The 17096-nt window shown below is 71.4% G+C and carries 13 protein-coding genes; 7 read left to right on the top strand and 6 right to left on the bottom strand.

Features of this window, described 5'->3' with window-relative positions:
• Positions 1-171: 171 nt before the first annotated feature.
• The 3 genes from ACFY3D_RS17525 (at position 172) to ACFY3D_RS17515 (ending at position 5877) form a co-directional block, all read left to right on the top strand.
• Entirely contained in the window at positions 172-2058 is a 1887-nt protein-coding gene (locus ACFY3D_RS17525) for an ABC transporter ATP-binding protein (protein ID WP_389980513.1), read from the top strand.
• On the top strand, positions 2055-3770 hold the full coding sequence (locus ACFY3D_RS17520) for an ATP-binding cassette domain-containing protein (RefSeq protein ID WP_389980511.1): 1716 nt from the start codon (positions 2055-2057) through the stop codon (positions 3768-3770). Before ACFY3D_RS17525 ends, ACFY3D_RS17520 begins: the two co-directional genes overlap by 4 nt.
• Before the next feature lie 106 nt (positions 3771-3876).
• Complete coding sequence (locus ACFY3D_RS17515) at positions 3877-5877, top strand: prolyl oligopeptidase family protein (protein ID WP_389980509.1); 2001 nt, start codon at positions 3877-3879, stop codon at positions 5875-5877.
• Positions 5878-5940: 63 nt separating this feature from the next.
• On the opposite strand, the gene ACFY3D_RS17510 is transcribed toward ACFY3D_RS17515, so the two are convergent.
• Positions 5941-6966, bottom strand: coding sequence for a hypothetical protein (locus ACFY3D_RS17510; RefSeq protein ID WP_389980507.1), 1026 nt, complete (start codon positions 6964-6966; stop codon positions 5941-5943).
• A gap of 159 nt (positions 6967-7125) precedes the next feature.
• Between ACFY3D_RS17510 and ACFY3D_RS17505 the strand changes: the two genes are divergently transcribed.
• Entirely contained in the window at positions 7126-7737 is a 612-nt protein-coding gene (locus ACFY3D_RS17505; RefSeq protein WP_389980505.1) for a TetR/AcrR family transcriptional regulator, read from the top strand.
• 71 nt (positions 7738-7808) lie between these two features.
• Here ACFY3D_RS17505 and ACFY3D_RS17500 read toward each other — a convergent pair whose 3' ends face one another.
• The 4 genes from ACFY3D_RS17500 to ACFY3D_RS17485 all read right to left on the bottom strand — a co-directional run bounded on the left by ACFY3D_RS17500 (position 7809) and on the right by ACFY3D_RS17485 (position 10760).
• Positions 7809-8720 (bottom strand): oxidoreductase, encoded by a 912-nt coding sequence (locus ACFY3D_RS17500; RefSeq protein ID WP_389980503.1) that lies wholly within the window; start codon positions 8718-8720, stop codon positions 7809-7811.
• Positions 8721-8918: 198 nt separating this feature from the next.
• Complete coding sequence (locus ACFY3D_RS17495; protein WP_389980501.1) at positions 8919-9470, bottom strand: hypothetical protein; 552 nt, start codon at positions 9468-9470, stop codon at positions 8919-8921.
• Positions 9471-9489: 19 nt separating this feature from the next.
• Entirely contained in the window at positions 9490-10065 is a 576-nt protein-coding gene (locus ACFY3D_RS17490; protein ID WP_389980499.1) for a hypothetical protein, read from the bottom strand.
• 326 nt (positions 10066-10391) lie between these two features.
• Positions 10392-10760 carry a MerR family transcriptional regulator gene (locus tag ACFY3D_RS17485; RefSeq protein WP_389980964.1) on the bottom strand — a complete coding sequence of 123 codons (369 nt, stop codon included), beginning with the start codon at positions 10758-10760 and terminating at the stop codon, positions 10392-10394.
• Positions 10761-10888: 128 nt separating this feature from the next.
• On the opposite strand from ACFY3D_RS17485, the gene ACFY3D_RS17480 reads away from it, so the two are divergent.
• Entirely contained in the window at positions 10889-11962 is a 1074-nt protein-coding gene (locus ACFY3D_RS17480) for an alkene reductase (RefSeq protein ID WP_389980497.1), read from the top strand.
• Between the two features lie 238 nt (positions 11963-12200).
• On the opposite strand, the gene ACFY3D_RS17475 is transcribed toward ACFY3D_RS17480, so the two are convergent.
• Entirely contained in the window at positions 12201-12683 is a 483-nt protein-coding gene (locus ACFY3D_RS17475) for a hypothetical protein (protein ID WP_389980495.1), read from the bottom strand.
• Positions 12684-12851: 168 nt separating this feature from the next.
• On the opposite strand from ACFY3D_RS17475, the gene ACFY3D_RS17470 reads away from it, so the two are divergent.
• On the top strand, positions 12852-16118 hold the full coding sequence (locus tag ACFY3D_RS17470; protein ID WP_389980493.1) for an ATP-binding protein: 3267 nt from the start codon (positions 12852-12854) through the stop codon (positions 16116-16118).
• 303 nt (positions 16119-16421) lie between these two features.
• Positions 16422-16952, top strand: coding sequence for an EF-hand domain-containing protein (locus tag ACFY3D_RS17465; RefSeq protein WP_389980491.1), 531 nt, complete (start codon positions 16422-16424; stop codon positions 16950-16952).
• Positions 16953-17096: the final 144 nt, after the last annotated feature.

The following is a 17096-nucleotide window of genomic DNA, read 5'->3' as shown; positions in this document are numbered from 1 at the left end:
GCAAGCCCAGCAACCTGAGCCTCCTGCTCTGCCACTAGTGAGACCCGTGCCCGGGACGGCCAGCGACGGCGGCCGTCCCGGGCACTCCCGTTCCGGGAGGGGCCGGAACACCGGGAAAGCCCGGGACGTCAAGGAAACCCGGGAAGCCGGGCGGTTCAGGAAGGTGCGAACGTGCGAGCAGCGGATCGGCTGGTGGCCGACACCGTACGGCGTGGCGGACCCTGGCTCGCCGTCCTCGTGGCCACCTCCGTCCTGGGCGCCTTCGCGCAGCTCGCGCTCCCGCTCGTGCTGGGCAGGACGGTCGACGAGCTCGTCACCGGCGCGCCCGGCGGCACCGGAGCGGCGACCTGGCTCGGTGCCTGCGCCGCCGCCGTGACCCTCACCGTGCTCTGCGACGCCCTCGGCGTCTGGGCCTCGGGATCGAGCGGCGCGCGGTCCTCGGCCTGGCTCAGGAACCGGGTCGTGCGGAACGTGCTCGGCGTCGGGCCGACGATCACCCACCGGTTCCCCGAGGGGGATCTGGTCACCCGGATGGGCCTGAACACCGAGGAGATAGGACGCGCCCCCGAGTCGATCGTCACCGGGGCCGCGCTGATCATCCCCACCGCGGGCGGCATCGTGGCCCTCACCCTCATCGACCCCCTGCTGACCGTGACACTGGTCGCCGGGCTCGTCCTCATCGCCCTCGTCCTGCGGGCCTTCCTCACCGTGAGCACCTCGATAGCGGGCGACTACCAGGCGGCGCAGAGCGACATCGCCGCCCGCCTCGTCGACGCCCTCGCCGGGGCCCGTACGATCGCCGCGGCCGGTACCGCCGACCAGGAGCGGGCGCGGGTGCTGACCGCCCTGCCCAGGCTGCGCGGCCACGCCATGGACATGTGGCGGGCCAACGCGCGGGCCGGCGTGCAGGCGGGAGCGGTGGTCCCGCTGCTGGAGGTGGCCGTGCTCGGGGTGGGCGGGCTGCGCCTGGCCGCCGGGGACCTCACGGCCGGAGAGCTGTACGCCGCCGCCCGCTACGTCGTGCTCGGCGCGGGTCTCGGCTCGGCGCTGGGCTACGTCGGCAGCCTGGCCAGGGCGCGGGCCGCCGCGGCCAGGGTGCAGCAGCTGGTCTCCGAGAGCCCGCGGGTCTACGGTGGGCGCTCACTGCCCGCCGGTCCCGGCACGCTTGAGCTTCGCGGCGTCGACGCGGGCGGCCTGCACGACGTCGATCTCGTCATCCCCGGTGGGCAGGCGGTGGCCGTGGTCGGCCGTTCGGGGGCGGGCAAGTCCCTGCTCGCCGCGGTCGCCGGACGACTGGTGGACCCGCGCCACGGCACGGTGCTCCTCGACGGCGTCCCGCTGCCCGACCTCTCCCGCGAGGCGCTGCGCCGCGCCGTCGGGTACGCCTTCGAACGCCCGGCGCTGCTCGGCGAGACCGTCGGCGCCGCCGTCGCCCTGGGGCTCGACGCTGCCACCCCCGGCGCCGGGTGCGACGGCCGGCCGGGTGAGAAAGGCGAGGTCGTGCGGGCGGCGGCGCGGGCGGCCCGCGCGGACGTCTTCGTCAGACGGCTCCCCGGAAAGTACGACACACCGCTGGAGGACGCGCCCATGTCCGGCGGCGAGCGGCAGCGGCTCGGCCTGGCTCGTGCCTTCGCGCAGGGGGGGCGCCTGCTCATCCTGGACGACGCCACCTCCAGCCTCGACACCGTCACCGAACGTCAGGTCGCCCGCGCGCTGTCGCGGGAACTGCGCGACCGTACGCGGCTGATCGTGACCCACCGGGTGGCGACCGCGGCGGCGGCCGACCGGGTGATCTGGCTGGACGAGGGCCGGGTACGGGCGTGCGGCGGTCATCGCGCGCTCTGGGCCGACCCCGCCTACCGCGCCGTCTTCCAGGCGAACGCCTCCTCCGGCTCCGGGGCCGGCGCGTCCTCCCCGGCGGGTGCGCCCTTCCAGGCCCGCGTCCCTTCTCCGGCGAACGCGTCCTCCCTCGCGGCCCCACCTTCCCCGGGGGATCCCCCTTCCCTGGGGGACCCGTCTTCCCGGACCGGCACGTCTTTCCAGGCGGGCACGTCGTGAATCCCTCGGACGCACGCGTCGCCGGCAGGCCCCTGCGGCGGGCGCTCAGGAGGGACCCGTACCAGCTGGTCAGGCTCGCGGGCTGGTCCGTCGCGGAGACGGCGCCCTCGCTCGTCATCGGCCTGGCCATCGCGCGGGCGATCGACGACGGCTTCGGCACGGGGCGTCCCGCGACCGGGTTCGCCTGGCTCGCGCTGCTCGGCGGCGCGTGGCTGCTCGCCGCGGTCGGCGCCCGGCAGGTGGTGATGGCCGTCGCCTCGATCGTGGAGCCGTTCCGCGAGGAACTGCTCGCGCGCGTCGTCGACGACGCGCTGCGCCACTCGGTCATGTCCGGGCGAGGGCCGGGAGCCGCCGCGGTGGCCCGCTCCAACCTCCAGGTCGAGCTGGCCCGCGACGCCTTCGCCTCGGTCATCACGGTGGTGAGGTCGTTCGCGTTCACCGTGGTGAGCGTCGTCCTCGGGCTCGCGACCCTCGTACCCGAGGTGCTCGCGCTGGTGCTCCCCCCCTTCGTCGCGGGCCTTGTCGTCTTCCTGCTGTCGCTGCGCGCCCTGGCCAGGCGGCAGCGGGACTTCATCCTCGCCGACGAGCGCACCGCCGAGGCGCTGGCCATCACGGTGGGCGGGCTGCGTGACATCACCGCCTGCCGGGCCGAGGAGCGGGTGGCGGACGACGTCGGCCTGCGAGTGTCGGAGCAGGCCCGCGCGGCCCGGTCGCTGGCGCGGGTGACCGCGCTACGCACGCTGTCGCTCGCGGTGGGCGGCTGGCTGCCGGTCCTGCTGGTGCTGTTCGCGACCCCCTGGCTCGTCGGCGAGGGCGCGGGCGCCGGGGTGATCCTGGGCGCCCTCGCCTACGTCACGCAGTCGCTCGCGCCCGCGCTCGGCAACCTCGTGGAAGGGCTGGGCATCAACGGGGTCCGGCTGCGGGTGGCGCTGGGCAGGCTCCTGCGCGACGGCGAGCCGCCCGCGCGGGCGCGCGGGCGGCTCGCGGCGCGGGGCGGGGGGGCCGAACTGCGCGGCGTGACGTTCGCGTACGGCCCGCACGCGGAGCCGGTGATCGACGGCCTGAACCTGGTGATCCCGGAAGGGGACCACATCGCCGTCGTGGGTCCCAGCGGCATCGGCAAGTCCACCCTCGCCGCGCTCCTGACCGGTGTGCTCCCGCCGAGGTCGGGCGAGGTCCTGGCGCGCGGGGTGCCCGCGGACCGGCTCGACCCCGCCGACCGGGTACTCATCCCGCAGGAGGCGTACGTCTTCCGCGGCTCCCTGCTGGAGAACCTGACCTACCTGGCCGACGCCTCGCGGGAGGCGGTGGACGACGCGGTGACCGCGGTCGGCCTGACGAACCTGGTGGCGCGGCTGGGCGGATACTCCGCCGAGATCCACTCGGGGTCGCTCTCCCCCGCGGAACGACAGCTGGTCGCCCTGGCCCGCGCCTACCTCGCCCCGGCCCGGCTGGTGATCCTCGACGAGGCGACGTGTCACCTGGACCCGGCCGCCGAGGCCCGCGCGGAGGAGGCGTTCGCCCGCCGTGGCGGCACGCTCCTCGTCATCGCCCACCGGCTCACCTCCGCCCTGCGCGCCCGGCGGATCCTCGTCATGGACGGCACCAGTGTCCGGCTGGGCACGCACGAGGAGATGCTCGCCACCTCCCCGCTGTACGCGGACCTGGCCGGACAGTGGGATCCGTCGAGCACCCAGGAGCTGGTGCCTTGACCTCCTTCGTGGTCCCTGCCTTCCGGCCCCTCGCGACCCGCACACCCTGCTCGCCGTGTTCCCCGCCCAGGGCCGAGGCCCGGGGACCTCACACCGGAGGAATTCGATGATCTACCCCCCCGCGGAACGGCACCCGGTCGTCGACCACCTGCACGGTCGCGCGGTTCACGACCCGTACCGGTGGCTGGAGGACCCCGACAGCTCGGCGACGCGAAGGTGGACGGCCGCCCAGGGGGAACTGTGGCGCGAACACGCCGGCACGCTGCCGGGACGCGACCTGTGGCACGCGCGGGTGGCCGCGCTGACCGGGGCCGGAACGGTCGGCACGCCGATGTGGCGGGGCGGGAGCCGGTTCTTCCTGCGTCGTACGGCCTCCCAGGAGCACGCGGTCCTCTACCGCGCCGACCCCGGCGGGGCGGAGGAGACACTGATCGACCCGATGGAGCTCGACCCGAGCGGGCTCACCACGCTCGACCACTGGCAGCCCGACCTGGACGGCAGGCTGGTGGCGTACCAGCTGTCCAGGAGCGGGGACGAGCGGTCGGAGCTGCGGGTCATGGACGTCGCCACCCGCCGGGTGGTGGACGGCCCGATCGACCGCTGCCGGTACGCGCCCGTGGCGTGGCTGCCCGACGGCAAGGCGTTCTTCTACGTCCGTTCCCGCCAGGTCCGCCTGCACCGGCTCGGCACCCCCGCCGAGGACGACGCGGTGATCATGGGTGAGGAGCGCTCGTACGGCCTGGGGGTCAGCTACAACGGGCGCTGGCTCACGGTCTCGGCGATGGCGGACGGCGGCAACGACCTCTGGCTCGCCGACCTGTCGTCCTCCTCCCCCGAGCGCCCCGACCTGCGGGTGATCCAGCGAGCGGCGGGCGCGATGACGGCGCCCGCCGTCGGCCGCGACGGGCGCCTGTACCTGCTCACCACGCTGGACGCGCCCCGGGGACGACTATGCGTGGCCGACCCGGCGCGGCCGGGTCCCGAGCACTGGGTCGACCTGGTCGAGGAGGATCCGGAGGCGGTGATCGGCGAGTTCGCGATCGCCGACCAGGCGCTCCTGGTGAGCTGGACCCGGCACGCGGTCAGCGAGATCAGCGTCCACGACGCGGTGACGGGAAACCGGCGCGGCCTGGTGCCGCTGCCCGGCCTCGGCTCGGCGAGAGAGATGACCACCCGCCCCGAGGGTGGCCACGAGGTCTGGTTCACCTACACCGACAGCGTCACACCCCTGGGAGTGCACCGCTACGACACGCGCACCGGGCGGACGTCGCTGTGGAGCCCCGCGCCCGGCGCCGTGCAGGTGCCCGAGCTCGAAGCCCGCCAGGTGGTCTGCGTCTCCGCGGACGGCACACCGGTGCGGATGGTCGTGCTGGCCCGCCCCGGCTCGGGTCCCCGGCCGACGATCCTGTACGGCTACGGTGGTTTCGGGCTCTCGCTCACGCCGTCGTACTCCAGCTACATCCTGCCCTGGGTCGAGGCGGGCGGGGTCTTCGTCCTCGCCCAGCTGCGCGGCGGCGGCGAGGAGGGCGCGGCCTGGCACCGCGACGGCATGCTGGAGCGCAAGCAGAACACCTTCGACGACTTCGCGGCGGCGGCCGAGAAGCTCGTCTCCGACGGCTGGACCACCCCCGCGCACCTGGCCGCCTGCGGCGAGTCCAACGGCGGGCTGCTGGTGGGCGCCGCGCTGACGCGGCGCCCCGACCTGTTCGCCGCCGCCGTCTGCTCGGCGCCGCTGCTCGACATGGTCAGGTACGAGCGCTCGGGTCTCGGCCCCGTCTGGAGGTCGGAGTACGGTTCGGCCGACGATCCCGAGCAGCTGGGATGGCTGCTCGGCTACTCCCCCTACCACCGGGTCACCGACGGCGTCGACTACCCCGCGACGCTGCTCACCACGTTCGGCGGTGACTCCCGGGTGGACCCCATGCACGCGCGCAAGATGTGCGCGGCGCTGCAGGCGGCGACGTCGGGAACGCGGCCGATCCTGCTGCGCCACGAGGGCGACGTCGGCCACGGCTCCCGCTCGGCGGGCCGCGCCGTCGACCTCGCCGCCGACATGCTCACCTTCCTCGCCGCCCACACCGGCCTGGAGGTTTTCGAGACGCGGTAGACGATCACGTCCCCCTCCGATCCGGTGTCGCGCGAAGACCGGATCGCCTCGGTATCGGCGCCCTCAGTCGAGGTAGCGGTCGGCGAGGGCGGCGAACGCCGCCTTGGGCTCCCACGGCATGTCGGGGTAGGTCCGGCCGGGACGGTCTTCGAGCACCTTGACCAGGCCGTAGCTCGCCATGTCGAAGTCCTCGCGAGGGTCGTCGCGGTGTGGCAGGTTGTAGGACGCGAACGTGCACCAGAACGCGGTGTCGACACCCTCGGCGGCGAAGACCTCCAGCGACTCCCTCAGGTATGTGACCTGCTCGGCCTCGTCACGGATGTAGTCGCCCTTCAGGCCGATCGCCTTCGCACCGTCCCATTCGACCATGAACATGCCGCGCGCCCCCAGGTCGGCCGCGCCCCGGTGGGTCGTGCACCCGAACTCGGTGATCGCGACAGGCTTCCCCCGCGCGACGAGGGAGCGGATGGCCTCGGCATACTGATCGGCCACCTCGATCGACGTGTAGGCGTCGACCGAGACGATGTCGAAGGGCGTCCAGTCGATCCGCTCGGACGGCAGCGCGGCGTAGGTGACCTTTCCTGCGAACCGGTCGCGGACCGCGCTCACCGCCTTGGCGAGGAAGTCGTCGAGGAGGGCGGGGACCCGCGCCATCACCTCACGCAGGCGATGCGGCTCGGCCAGCAGGGCGAGCCGCTCGGCGAGGGTGTCGCCGGGCAGGAACCCCTTGGTGAACAGGGTGAGTTCGGCGCCGGCGACGAAGACGACCTCGGCTCCCCGCCCGCGTAGCCGCTCGGCGCGTTCGGCGCAGTCGGCGAGGAAGGTGAGCAGCTCTTGGGCGGTCAGGTCGCAGGTGAACGGCGAGAACCAGACCTCCAGTCCGGCGTCGGCGGCGTGGCCGGCGGCGATCTCCAGCCGGTCCGGGTCGCCGCCGGTGATTCGGACCGCGTTGCAGTGCAGGTCCTCGCGAATGACGCGCATCTCCCGCTTCACGACGTCGGGGTCGAACGGTTCGCGGGTGCTCGGTCCCGCGTCGGCGAGACCGGTGTCGATGAAGCCGGTGTCGTAGGTGATGCCCTTGCCTCGCATGACTCGTACCCTTCTCAATGCCGATTGGATACCGCCGCACGTCAGAGCACGGGCTCTCCGACGGGAAGGCATTTACGGTACTCATCGTACCTTAATCGGATGACAGCGCTGAGTTTCACGGAAAAACAAGGTACGTAGAGTACCCACCAAGGAGAGAAGATGACCGAGGAGCCCACCGCCGCCCCGACCAGGCGGCGCGGCGCCGCCCTGGAGCAGGCGATACTCCGCGCTGCGGTCGACGAACTCCTCGAATCCGGATATTCGGGTCTAAATATGGATAAAGTCGCCAACCGAGCCGGTACCAACAAGAACGCGATCTACCGCCGCTGGCCGAACCGGGCCGCGCTCAGCATCGCCGCCTACCGGCAGCTGAGCGCGGCCTCCGCACCACTGCCCGACACCGGCGAACTGCGCGGCGACGTGCTGGAGCTGCTGCGTGGCGCGAACCGCCACTGGTCCTCGCCCACCGGTGACATCCTGCGCAGCCTGCTGTCGGGCGTCGCCGACGATCCGGAACTCCTCGCACAACTCCACGAACAGTCCGGCGACGCCGGGTCCGGCATGTGGTTGACGATTCTCGGGCGCGCGGTGGCCCGCGGCGAGGCTCCGCCCGAAGTCCTCCATCCCCGGGTGGCCACCGTCGCCGTCGTACTGCTGCGCAACGAGTTCGTCACGCGCGGAGTCCCCACCGTGCCCGACAGCGTCCTCGTCGAGATCGTCGACGAGGTGTACCTGCCCCTGATACGCGGACACCGCCGGACCCCGGACTGACCCTTCGTCACCTCACCCGCCGTCGCGGAGCCCTACCGGATCCAGGTCGTCGCGGACCCGGCGAGGGTGCTTCAACGTCCACTCCTCTGGACGCAGCCGAGACGGGTCATCTCCTCCTCCGAGAGCCGCAGGGCGCCGGCGGCCACGTTCTCGGCCAGGTGGTCGGGGTTGCCGGTGCCGGGGATGGCCAGCACGTGCGGCCCGCACTGCAACGTCCAGGCCAGCCGTACCTGCGCGGCCGTCACGCCGTGCGCGCGTGCGACGGCGAGCACCTCCTCGCTCTCGGCGACGCTCGCTCCCGTCTCTCGCCCGGTCCCGGCGATCGCGAAGAAGGGGACGAACGCGATGCCCTGTTCCCCGCAGGCGCGCAGGAACTCGTGGTCCTCGGACCGTGCGCCGATGCCGTAGGCGTTCTGCACGCAGACCACCGGCGCGATGGCCTGGGCCTCGGCGAGGTGTGCGGGCGTGACGTTGGAGACGCCCAGGTGCCGGATCATCCCGGCGTCGCGCAGGTCGGCCAGCGCACCGAAATGCTCGGCGATCGAGCTGGACGCCATGCTCCGCGGGATGCGCAGGTTCACCACGTCGAGGTGGTCCCGGCCGAGCTGGCGCAGGTTCTCCTCGACCTGGCCGCGCAGCTGCTCCGGCCCGGCCCACAGCCACTCACCCGACGGATCCCGGCCAGGCCCGACCTTGGTGACGATGACCAGGTCATCGGGGTACGGCGCGAGCGCACTGTTGATCAGCTCGTTCGCCGAACGCAGCGCGGAGAAGTAGAAGGACGCGGTGTCGATGTGGTTCACCCCGAGCTCGACCGCACGGCGCAGCACGCCGATCGCCCGGCCCCGGTCACTCGGGACGCCGTTCCCGAACGCCGCACCGCTCTGTGTCAGGCGCATCGCGCCGAACCCGATCCGGTTGACCGGCAGGTCGCCGAGCTCGAAGGCACCCGCGGCCGAAGCGGTGACCGTCTTTGTGTTCATCGAATCTCCTTGCGCGTGGAGACCCCGCCTTCAGGAGTGGGGGAAGTCAGGGCCGAAGCCTGCCGGCTCCATGATGGGAGCAGAACTTCGATGATCTACCCCATATCGCACGATTCGGCTTCGTATCATCGATGATACGAAGCCGAATCGTGCGATATACCGCTCGTCCCGGGAGGTGAGCGGCGGCGATCGCCCCTGTCAGCCCGCGAACGTCACCGTTCCATACTGGTAGTACGTCTTGCCGTTCTCGTCACCGCTGTGGTTGCGCCCCGTCATGACCTGGTTGAAACCGGCCTGCGTGGTGTGGCTGCTCTCCGTGTAGGAACCCGTCCATGTCCGGTTGGTGATGCGGACCTGAACCCCCTGCCGGTAGAGAGCCCCGGTCTTGTACTCGGTGAAGCCGTTCTCGTCACCGTGGTGCCAACGCCCGACGATCGCCTGGTCGAGCGGTGCGGAGAAGTTCGACCTGCTCTCCTTCACGTAGCCGTACCAGTCGCCGGTGAACACCTCCACCCGCACGCCGTCGATGAAGATCCAACTGCACTGGTAGGTGGTGTCGGCGTTCTCGTCCCCGTAGTGCGACCGCCCGGTCATGACCTGGCCCTCCGGGCAGACGGCCTCGCCCCCCGACTCCTTCACGGTCCCGCTGTAGACGTACTCGACCTTGATCGTTGCCGCAGAGGCCGGGACCGGGATGTTCAGCGCCACGACGGCGACGACCGCCAGCGCGGCGAACGCGAACTTCTTCATGTCGTCCTCCTTTCCGGAATCAGGCGTCGATGGTCACGTAGGCGTGCTGGTAGCGGGTGTTGCCGTTCTCGTCCCCGGAGTGCGCACGACCGATCAGGACCCGCTGGGTGCCGGCCTGGTAGTTGTGTTTGCTCTCCTTGAGGTCGCCGGTCCACACCGGATCGATCAGCCGCACCTTCTGCCCCCGCCACGACAGGGAGGCGGAGCGGTACCGGGTCCAGCCGTTCTCGTCCAGGATGTGCCGGCGCCCGACGAGCGCCTGGTCCGGCGGGGAGGAGTAGTTGGAGTTGTTCTCCCGGTATTCGAGGCTCCAGTCACCGATTTTCACCTGCACCTGCTCGTCGTTGATGAAAATCCAGCTACAGGTGTACGTCGTGTCGGCGTTCTCGTCCCCGTAGTGCGACCGTCCCGTGAGCACCTGGTTGGTGGGGCAGACGAACCAGGAGGAGGACTCCTCCTGGGTCTCGGAGTAGGCCGGCACGACTCTGATCGTCACCGCCGCCGCGGACGCGGCCGGTGCGGGCGAGACCACGGCCAGGGCCGCCGCCGAAGCGGCCACCACCGCGGCGTGTACTGCCTTGCTGTACGTCCTCATTTTCTTTGGTTCCTTTCCGCATAGGAATACGTCCAGAGAGGCGGCGCGGCGCAGGCCAAAGTATGAGTCGCGCACAGCGGAGACGGCGTCCGCCTGGCGGGTGATCAACTATCCGCCCGCCTGCGGACGACTCCTCTTCATCCACCGGCGGGACGGAGCCCCGGCCCCCTTTCCTGGGGGGCCGGGGCTCCGCTGTTTCGTTCGGTCGGTTGTCGTGGTGACCGCTCACAGCGTGGTTCGCCGGGGATGGGCTGTCCGACCTGGTAAGGACGCCTCCGAGGAGGAGAAGAGTTCAGTGATCGACGCTGCCCCGGGAGGACTTGAGGTCAGTGAGTCGTCAGTCGATCGTGGTGCGCTCGATTGGCGTCGATGAGCCGGTCGAGGGTGTCGCGGGCGCTGAGGATCTCCTTGATGTGCTGGTCGATCCGGCCTCGCTCGTACACCAGCCGCTCGAACGCCTCCTCGGAGTTCTGCTCGCTGGGCGAGTCGACGCACGGCAGCAACTCGACGATCGTACGGCTGGAGAGCCCGGCGGCGTACAGGCGCTGGATGAACACCACCCGCTCGACCTCGTCGTCGGTGTAGTGGCGCTGGCCGCTGGAACTGCGCGTGCTGGTGAGCAGGCCCTGCTCCTCGTAGTAGCGCAGCGACCGGACGCTCACCCCGGCCCTCGACGCCAACTCGCCGATCCGCATCGCGCCTCCCATCGAAAAAACCTCGGCCGAACACTTGCCTCTGACGTCAATGTCAGGTCTTAGCGTAATCGTCGTGTCCAGCCGACGGGCACGACGATTACGCAGGAACTTTGGAAGGGCCTACGCAGATGACGACCCTGTTCGACCGCTACCGGTTCGGTGCGCTGACCCTGCCCAACCGCGTGGTGATGGCCCCGATGACACGGGTCCGCGCGGGTGCGGGTGGCCTGGCGACACCCTCGATGGCGACCTACTACGCCCAGCGCGCCACCGCCGGGCTCATCGTGACCGAAGGGGTGCAGCCGAGCCTGGTCGGGCAGTCCAATCCGGGCACCCCCGGTCTGTACACCGACGAGCAGGTCGCGGCCTGGCTGCCGGTCACCGACGCGGTCCACACCAACGGCGGTCGTATCTTCGCCCAGATCATGCACGGCGGCCGGGTCTCCCATCCCGACACCACGGGGACGCGGCCGGTGGGCCCCTCGGCCGTTCCCGCCACCGGGGAGGTGTTCACCCCGACGGGCCCCAAACCGGCGCCCGTGCCGCGGGCGCTGGAGACCGCCGAGGTGCCCGAGCACGCCCGGTCCTACGCCGAAGCCGCCCTCCGGGCCGTCGACGCCGGTTTCGACGGCGTGGAACTACACGGCGCGAACGGCTACCTCATCGCCCAGTTCCTCTCCAGCAACGCCAACCTGCGCACCGACGTCTACGGCGGATCGATCGCCAACCGGATCAGATTCGCCGTGGAGGCGGTGTCCGCGACCGTCGACGCGGTCGGAGCGCACCGGACGGGCATCCGGCTCTCCCCCGGCGCGGGCATCTGGGGCGCGCAGGACACCGACGTCCCCGCCCTGTACGGCGCGCTGCTCGCCGAGCTCGCCACCCTGGACCTGGCGTACGTCCACCTGGAGGCCACCACCGACGAGGACGTGCTCGTCGGGCTGCGCAAGTCCTGGCCCGCCACGCTCGTCGTCAACCCGGTCTTCCCGATGGACCCCCGGCAGACGGACAGGGCAGCCGCCGACCACTGGCTCGGCCTCGGCGCCGACCTGATCAGCTTCGGCCGCGCCTTCATCGCCAACCCCGACCTCGTGGAACGGCTGCGCCAAGGGCTCCCGGTCGCGCCGCACGACGAGTCCACCTGGTACCAGGGCGGCGATGCCGGCTATCTCACCTACCCCGCCTACCGGCACACCGCGTGAATCCGAGCGGCTCATGGCTCCGGCGTACCGGATCGGTCCGGCCTTCTCGCACCAGAGGGGCGCTGCGGAGCTCGAACATGACGGCGATGTCGCGCGGGCCGAGGTTCCGTCCGCGCAGGTGCAGGGCCATTGACGGCATCGACGGCATTGACGGCACGGCTCGTCGAGAACGGTCGCGCCGCCGATGCTCGTGCCGCGCTGCCCCGCGGCGGCAGCGCGGCAAGAGCTCCGAGGGCGGTTACAGACCGGTCATCTCAAGGCTGACCACGTACGAGTAGGCCGTCTGCTCGGTCCCGGTGAGGGTCCTCGTGATGATCCTGACGGCGCCCGTGGCGAGCCCGGCGCAGGTGCTGCCGAGGGCGGTCACCGTGCCGAGCCGGTCGCCCTGTCCCCAGACCGGGCCGTCGACCTCGCGCAGGTCGAAGACCACGTCCTGGGTGTTCAGGATGATCGAGGTCGGGTATTCGAAGTCGCCGGGATCCCCGTCGTCACCGGCGTTCATGCCGTAGTAGTTGGCGTTGATCCTGGGAAACAGGTTTCCGTCGACCAGGAACCGGAGCTCGTCCCGGCCGTCCCGGTCGGCCACGTTGCCGGCGTCGATGTCCTCCAACTCCACGCGGCACGAGCCGGCCATGGCGGCCGCCGGGGTCGCGGCCAACGCCATCGGCGCCACCAGACCTCCGGCCAGGGCGAGTGCGGCGATCACCTTACGAGAATGCATGCTGCTCCTCCTGGAGACGCTGACGTTTCGCGACCGTCGCGAAACGCGGCATCAGAGTCGCGGGCGCAGCGTGAGCACATCGTTAGATCGCAGGTCAACGGCATAGAGCACACGATCTGCGTGCCTTCTGACACAGTCGGTCGGCGGGCACGCGCCTACTGTCCTCGCATGGGAGACTCCTTCAGTCTGCTGCTGCTCGGCACACCCGAGCTGGCTGTCGGGGGAAGGCCGGTGCGGATCCGTTCCGCCAAGACCCAGGCCCTCCTCTGCTACCTCGCCACCGTGCCGGGGGCGCGCTCGCGGGCCGAGCTCGCGGGGCTGCTGTGGGGCGAGCGTCCCGACACCAACGCCAGGGGCAGCCTGCGTCTGGCGCTGTCGGAGCTGCGCAAAGACGTGGGCGGCCGGCTCGACATCACCCGCGACCACGTCCGCTTCCGCGCCGACGACGACTGCTTCGTGGACTACCGGCAGCTCACCCGGGACCCGACGGTGGCGGGGGCGCTCCGGTTGTGGCGCGGGGAGTTCCTCGACGGTCTCTCCTTCGGGGACGCGCCCGCGTTCGCCAGGTGGCTGGAGTGCGAGCGGCAGCGGGCTCGGCTGGTGCTGCGCGAGCTGCTCGTACACGCTGGGCCCGCCGCCTCCGAGCACGTCGTACGGCTGGCCAGGATCGTGACGGAGCTGGACCCGTACGACGAGGAGGCCCACCGGGTGCTGATCGCCTCCCTGGCCAGGACCGGAAACCGGGCCGCGGCCCTGGCCTGCTACGAGGAGCTGCGCCTGCGGCTGGCGCGCGAGCTGGGCGTCGATCCCGTACCCGAGACCCGCGCGCTCCGCCAGGGCCTCACACCCCGGCCCGCGGCCCCCCGCCGGACCGCTCTGCCGGTCCCCGGGTCGGAGCTGATCGGCCGCGAGTCCGACATCCGCCGCCTACGTGCCCTGCTGTCCCGGGAACGCCTGATCACCCTGTCGGGCCCGGGCGGCATCGGCAAGACCCGCCTGGCCATCGCCGTGGCGGAGGCCGGGGACCGGGATGCCTCGCCCCTCTCCTCCACTGGGACCAGGAAGCACGACACCGCGTCCCTGTCCTCCGCGCGAGCCGGCGAGCGCAATGTTGTCCCCCTTTCCTCAGCGAATGTCGCGTTCGTATCTTTTGTCGGGGTGCGAGCGGAGGCTGCTGTGACGACGCTCGCGCGGCGGCTCGGCGTGGACCTCTCGCCGCCGCGGCCCGCCGCCGAGCTACTGCTCGCCGCCCTCGCCGATCGCTCGACGCTGCTGGTACTCGACAATCTCGAACATCTGCCGTCCTTCGACGGGGTGATCGCGGAGATCCTGCGGGTGGCGCCGGGCGTGCGGGTGCTGGCGACCAGCCGGCGGCGGCTGGACGTGCCCGGACAGGTGATCGTCCCGGTGGAAGGGCTTGCCGAGCCGGCCGCCGAGGCGTTGTTCGTCGTGCGGGCGCTCAAGGTCCAGCCGGGATTCGACTCCGAGCGCGAGGCCCCGCTGGTGGCCGCGATCTGCGCCGCGACCGGCGGGCTGCCGCTGGCGATCGAGCTGGCGGCCGGCCTGCTGCGTGCCGTGCCGTGCGCCGACCTGGCCGAACGCCTCGGCGTGGACACGGGGCTGCTCTCCACGGCCGGGCCCGCCGCACGGTCCAGGCACACGAGCATGCGTACGGTCTTCGAGACGTCCTGGCGGCTGCTCGACCCGGCGAGGCGGGCGGCGCTGGCGGCGTTGTCGGTGTTCGGCGGCGGCTGCACCCTGCGCGCGGCCCTGGAGGTCACCGGAACCAGCCCCGAGGTGCTGGTCCACCTGGTCGACCACAGCGTGCTGCAGCTCACCCCGTCCGGCCGGTACACCCTCCACCCTCTCATCCAGCGGTTCGCCGCCGCCCGTTTGGAGGACCCGGAGGTACGCGAACGGCACGCCCGCCATTACGCCCGCCTCCTCGACCGGCACGCCACCGCGCTCCAGGACGGCTCGGACGCCGAGGTCGTCCGCATGCTCGGCGCCGAGATGGACAACATCCGCCTGGCCTGGCGGGTGTCCGGGCAGCCGCGCTTCCTGGACTACTACTGGACGTTGTGCCTGCGATTGCGCCTCTACGAGGAGTCGGTGGCGATCGTCCGCGAGCACCTCGACCGTCCTGCGGAAGACCTGTGCCTGCGGGCCCGCCTGCTCCGGATGGCCGCGGTGAGCTCCCACCAGCTCGCCAGGGAACGCGCCGCCACCCGCCTGGCCCGCGCCGCCCTCGACACGCTCGGCGAGCCGCTCCCCACCACCCCCACCGACCTCGCGACCGCTCTCCTGACCGCCGCCGCCCGGCAGACCGCCCACCGCCTCCTGCCGATCACAGCCGCCCCCCGTCTCCCTCTCGTACCCCGTCCATGCGAAGCCGAGGCCGAGGCCGCGCAGGCGCTGACCTTGCTCGCCCGGCTCGCCTACCACCGGCGGGACCTCCCCGTGATGCTGGTGACCTCACTGCGCCAGCTCAACGCCGCCGACCGCGGCACCGACCCCGCCTTGCGCGCCGAGTCCTACGCGAACTTCGCCACCATCGCCCGCCTCGTCGGCCGCCATCGGATCGCCACCCTCTACGGCAGCCTCGCCGACCGGGAACTTTCCGTCATCGACCATCCGGACGAGGCCGTGCACCGGGCCCGGCTGGCCCGCGGGATCGACCTGCTCCACGCGGGCCGTTTCGAGGAGGCCAGGCGGTCGTTCACGGAGGGACGGTCGCGGGCCATCGCCCCGCGGGTGGCCGAGAACTGTGCCGGCATGCTCGCCGAGACCGCGCTGTGGCAGGGCGAGTTCGCCGCGGCGGCCACCGGGTACGCGGAGACGGAGGAGTTGGCGCTCGCGCGGGTGGGCGGGGACGACATCGGCCGTCACTGGTGCCTGACCGGCCGGGCGGAAGCGCTGCTGCGCCTGGACGGGGTGCCGGTGGAGCGGATCCGGGAGCTGCTGGCGGCCGCCCGCGCCTCACACGAGCGGCGGCGTACGCACGCGAAGGAGATCGGTCTGCGCGACAGCCCGGCGAGCCGCACGATCCAGGAGCTGCGGCTGCTCACCATCGCGGCCCGCCTGGACCCGGCGCGGGCGCCCGCGGCGCTGGCCGAGGCGCTGACGCTGGCCGAGCGGCTGCCGGCGGTGCAGCCCGGCATGCTGGAGTGCTGGACCGGCCTCGCCGAACTGCTCGGGGACGCGGGACAGGACCGGACCGCAGCCCACCTCCTGCTCGGACACCTCCACCGGTACGCCACCCGCAACCCCGGTGCCGCCGCCCGGATCGGCTGGGCCCTCGCACTGATCCTGGCCGCCCTGGGCAGGCGAGGGCAGGCCAGGCGGGCGGCCGAGCAGGCGATGGCGACCGCCGAACGCCTGGCCGCACCGTACGACCGCCGCAGAGCCGAGTCCCTGGCCCGCGCCCTTGGATGAAGGTTCACCGTCTTCACGGACGGATGGTGCGCACGCGGCGGAATTCGCTGCGCATGAGATCAGCCACGTCAGGCGGATCGCTGCCGACACAGAATCGACCATAGACCAGAGCCAGCACAAACAAATGACTGGAATAATTACGCCATTTAATGTTTGGTCGCATTAATTTCAATAGTCGCATTTGACTTCTTTGGTCGCCAATCATGTCGCAGACCGCGAGTCATAACTCGACATAGTCATGTACAGTCGGGGCCAAGATTTCATCCCTCACTTCGAGTGGCGACCAAAGAAAGGTCATTGAATATGCAGAAAGCGGCCATTGATCGAGTAGGTCTCGTCTTCACCCTGCTCGACGCCGACGGCACCGGATTCCTGGAGGCCGACGACTTCGAGCTCATGGCGAGCCGGGTCGTCGAGGCGGCCTCCGACTCCGACGACGCGACCAAAGCCGCCATGCTGGCCGCCTTCCGGGGCTACTGGGCGACCCTGTCCTCCGAACTGGACGCCAACGACGACGGCCGCATCAGCTTCGAGGAGTACACCGCCTGCGTCCTGTCCCCAGAGCGTTTCGACGCGGCGATCGGCGACTTCGCCGAGGCGCTGGCCGAGCTGGGCGATCCGGACGGCGACGGGCTCATCGAACGGCACGTCTTCATGGCGCTCATGACGGCCATCGGCTTCGAGCGCGCGAACATCGACGCGCTCTTCGACGCGTTCGGGCCCTCGGAGACCGACCAGATCACGGTCTCGGTCTGGGCCGCCGGCATCAAGGATTACTACCGCCCGGAGAAGGCCGGAATTCCGGGCGACCATCTGGTCGGAGGACTGATCTGATCGAGACAACGGCAGCCTGACACCTCTGGCCTTCGATGAAGGAGTACACGTCAACGACCCCCTCCTGAAGGAGGGGGCTTGAGGTGCCGCCTGGTGCCTTGAGCCCGTATTGACCAGCCCCAGCCATCACGAACAGGAGGTGCA

The sequence above is a fragment of the Streptosporangium sp. NPDC000509 genome, from assembly GCF_042898365.1.
GTDB lineage: Bacteria > Actinomycetota > Actinomycetes > Streptosporangiales > Streptosporangiaceae > Streptosporangium.
The sequence above is the reverse complement of the archived record's forward strand: the minus strand, read 5'-3'. Positions and strand labels throughout refer to the sequence as shown.

What these genes read in the sequence shown, in the direction of transcription:
- ACFY3D_RS17480 (WP_389980497.1), top strand. Translation starts at nt 10,889, where the DNA reads ATGACGACCCTGTTCGACCGCTACCGGTTCGGTGCGCTGACCCTGCCC.
- ACFY3D_RS17485 (WP_389980964.1), bottom strand. Translation starts at nt 10,760, where the DNA reads ATGCGGATCGGCGAGTTGGCGTCGAGGGCCGGGGTGAGCGTCCGGTCG.
- ACFY3D_RS17505 (WP_389980505.1), top strand. Translation starts at nt 7,126, where the DNA reads ATGACCGAGGAGCCCACCGCCGCCCCGACCAGGCGGCGCGGCGCCGCC.
- ACFY3D_RS17490 (WP_389980499.1), bottom strand. Translation starts at nt 10,065, where the DNA reads ATGAGGACGTACAGCAAGGCAGTACACGCCGCGGTGGTGGCCGCTTCG.
- ACFY3D_RS17510 (WP_389980507.1), bottom strand. Translation starts at nt 6,966, where the DNA reads ATGCGAGGCAAGGGCATCACCTACGACACCGGCTTCATCGACACCGGT.
- ACFY3D_RS17465 (WP_389980491.1), top strand. Translation starts at nt 16,422, where the DNA reads ATGCAGAAAGCGGCCATTGATCGAGTAGGTCTCGTCTTCACCCTGCTC.
- ACFY3D_RS17475 (WP_389980495.1), bottom strand. Translation starts at nt 12,683, where the DNA reads ATGCATTCTCGTAAGGTGATCGCCGCACTCGCCCTGGCCGGAGGTCTG.
- ACFY3D_RS17495 (WP_389980501.1), bottom strand. Translation starts at nt 9,470, where the DNA reads ATGAAGAAGTTCGCGTTCGCCGCGCTGGCGGTCGTCGCCGTCGTGGCG.
- ACFY3D_RS17470 (WP_389980493.1), top strand. Translation starts at nt 12,852, where the DNA reads ATGGGAGACTCCTTCAGTCTGCTGCTGCTCGGCACACCCGAGCTGGCT.
- ACFY3D_RS17500 (WP_389980503.1), bottom strand. Translation starts at nt 8,720, where the DNA reads ATGAACACAAAGACGGTCACCGCTTCGGCCGCGGGTGCCTTCGAGCTC.
- ACFY3D_RS17515 (WP_389980509.1), top strand. Translation starts at nt 3,877, where the DNA reads ATGATCTACCCCCCCGCGGAACGGCACCCGGTCGTCGACCACCTGCAC.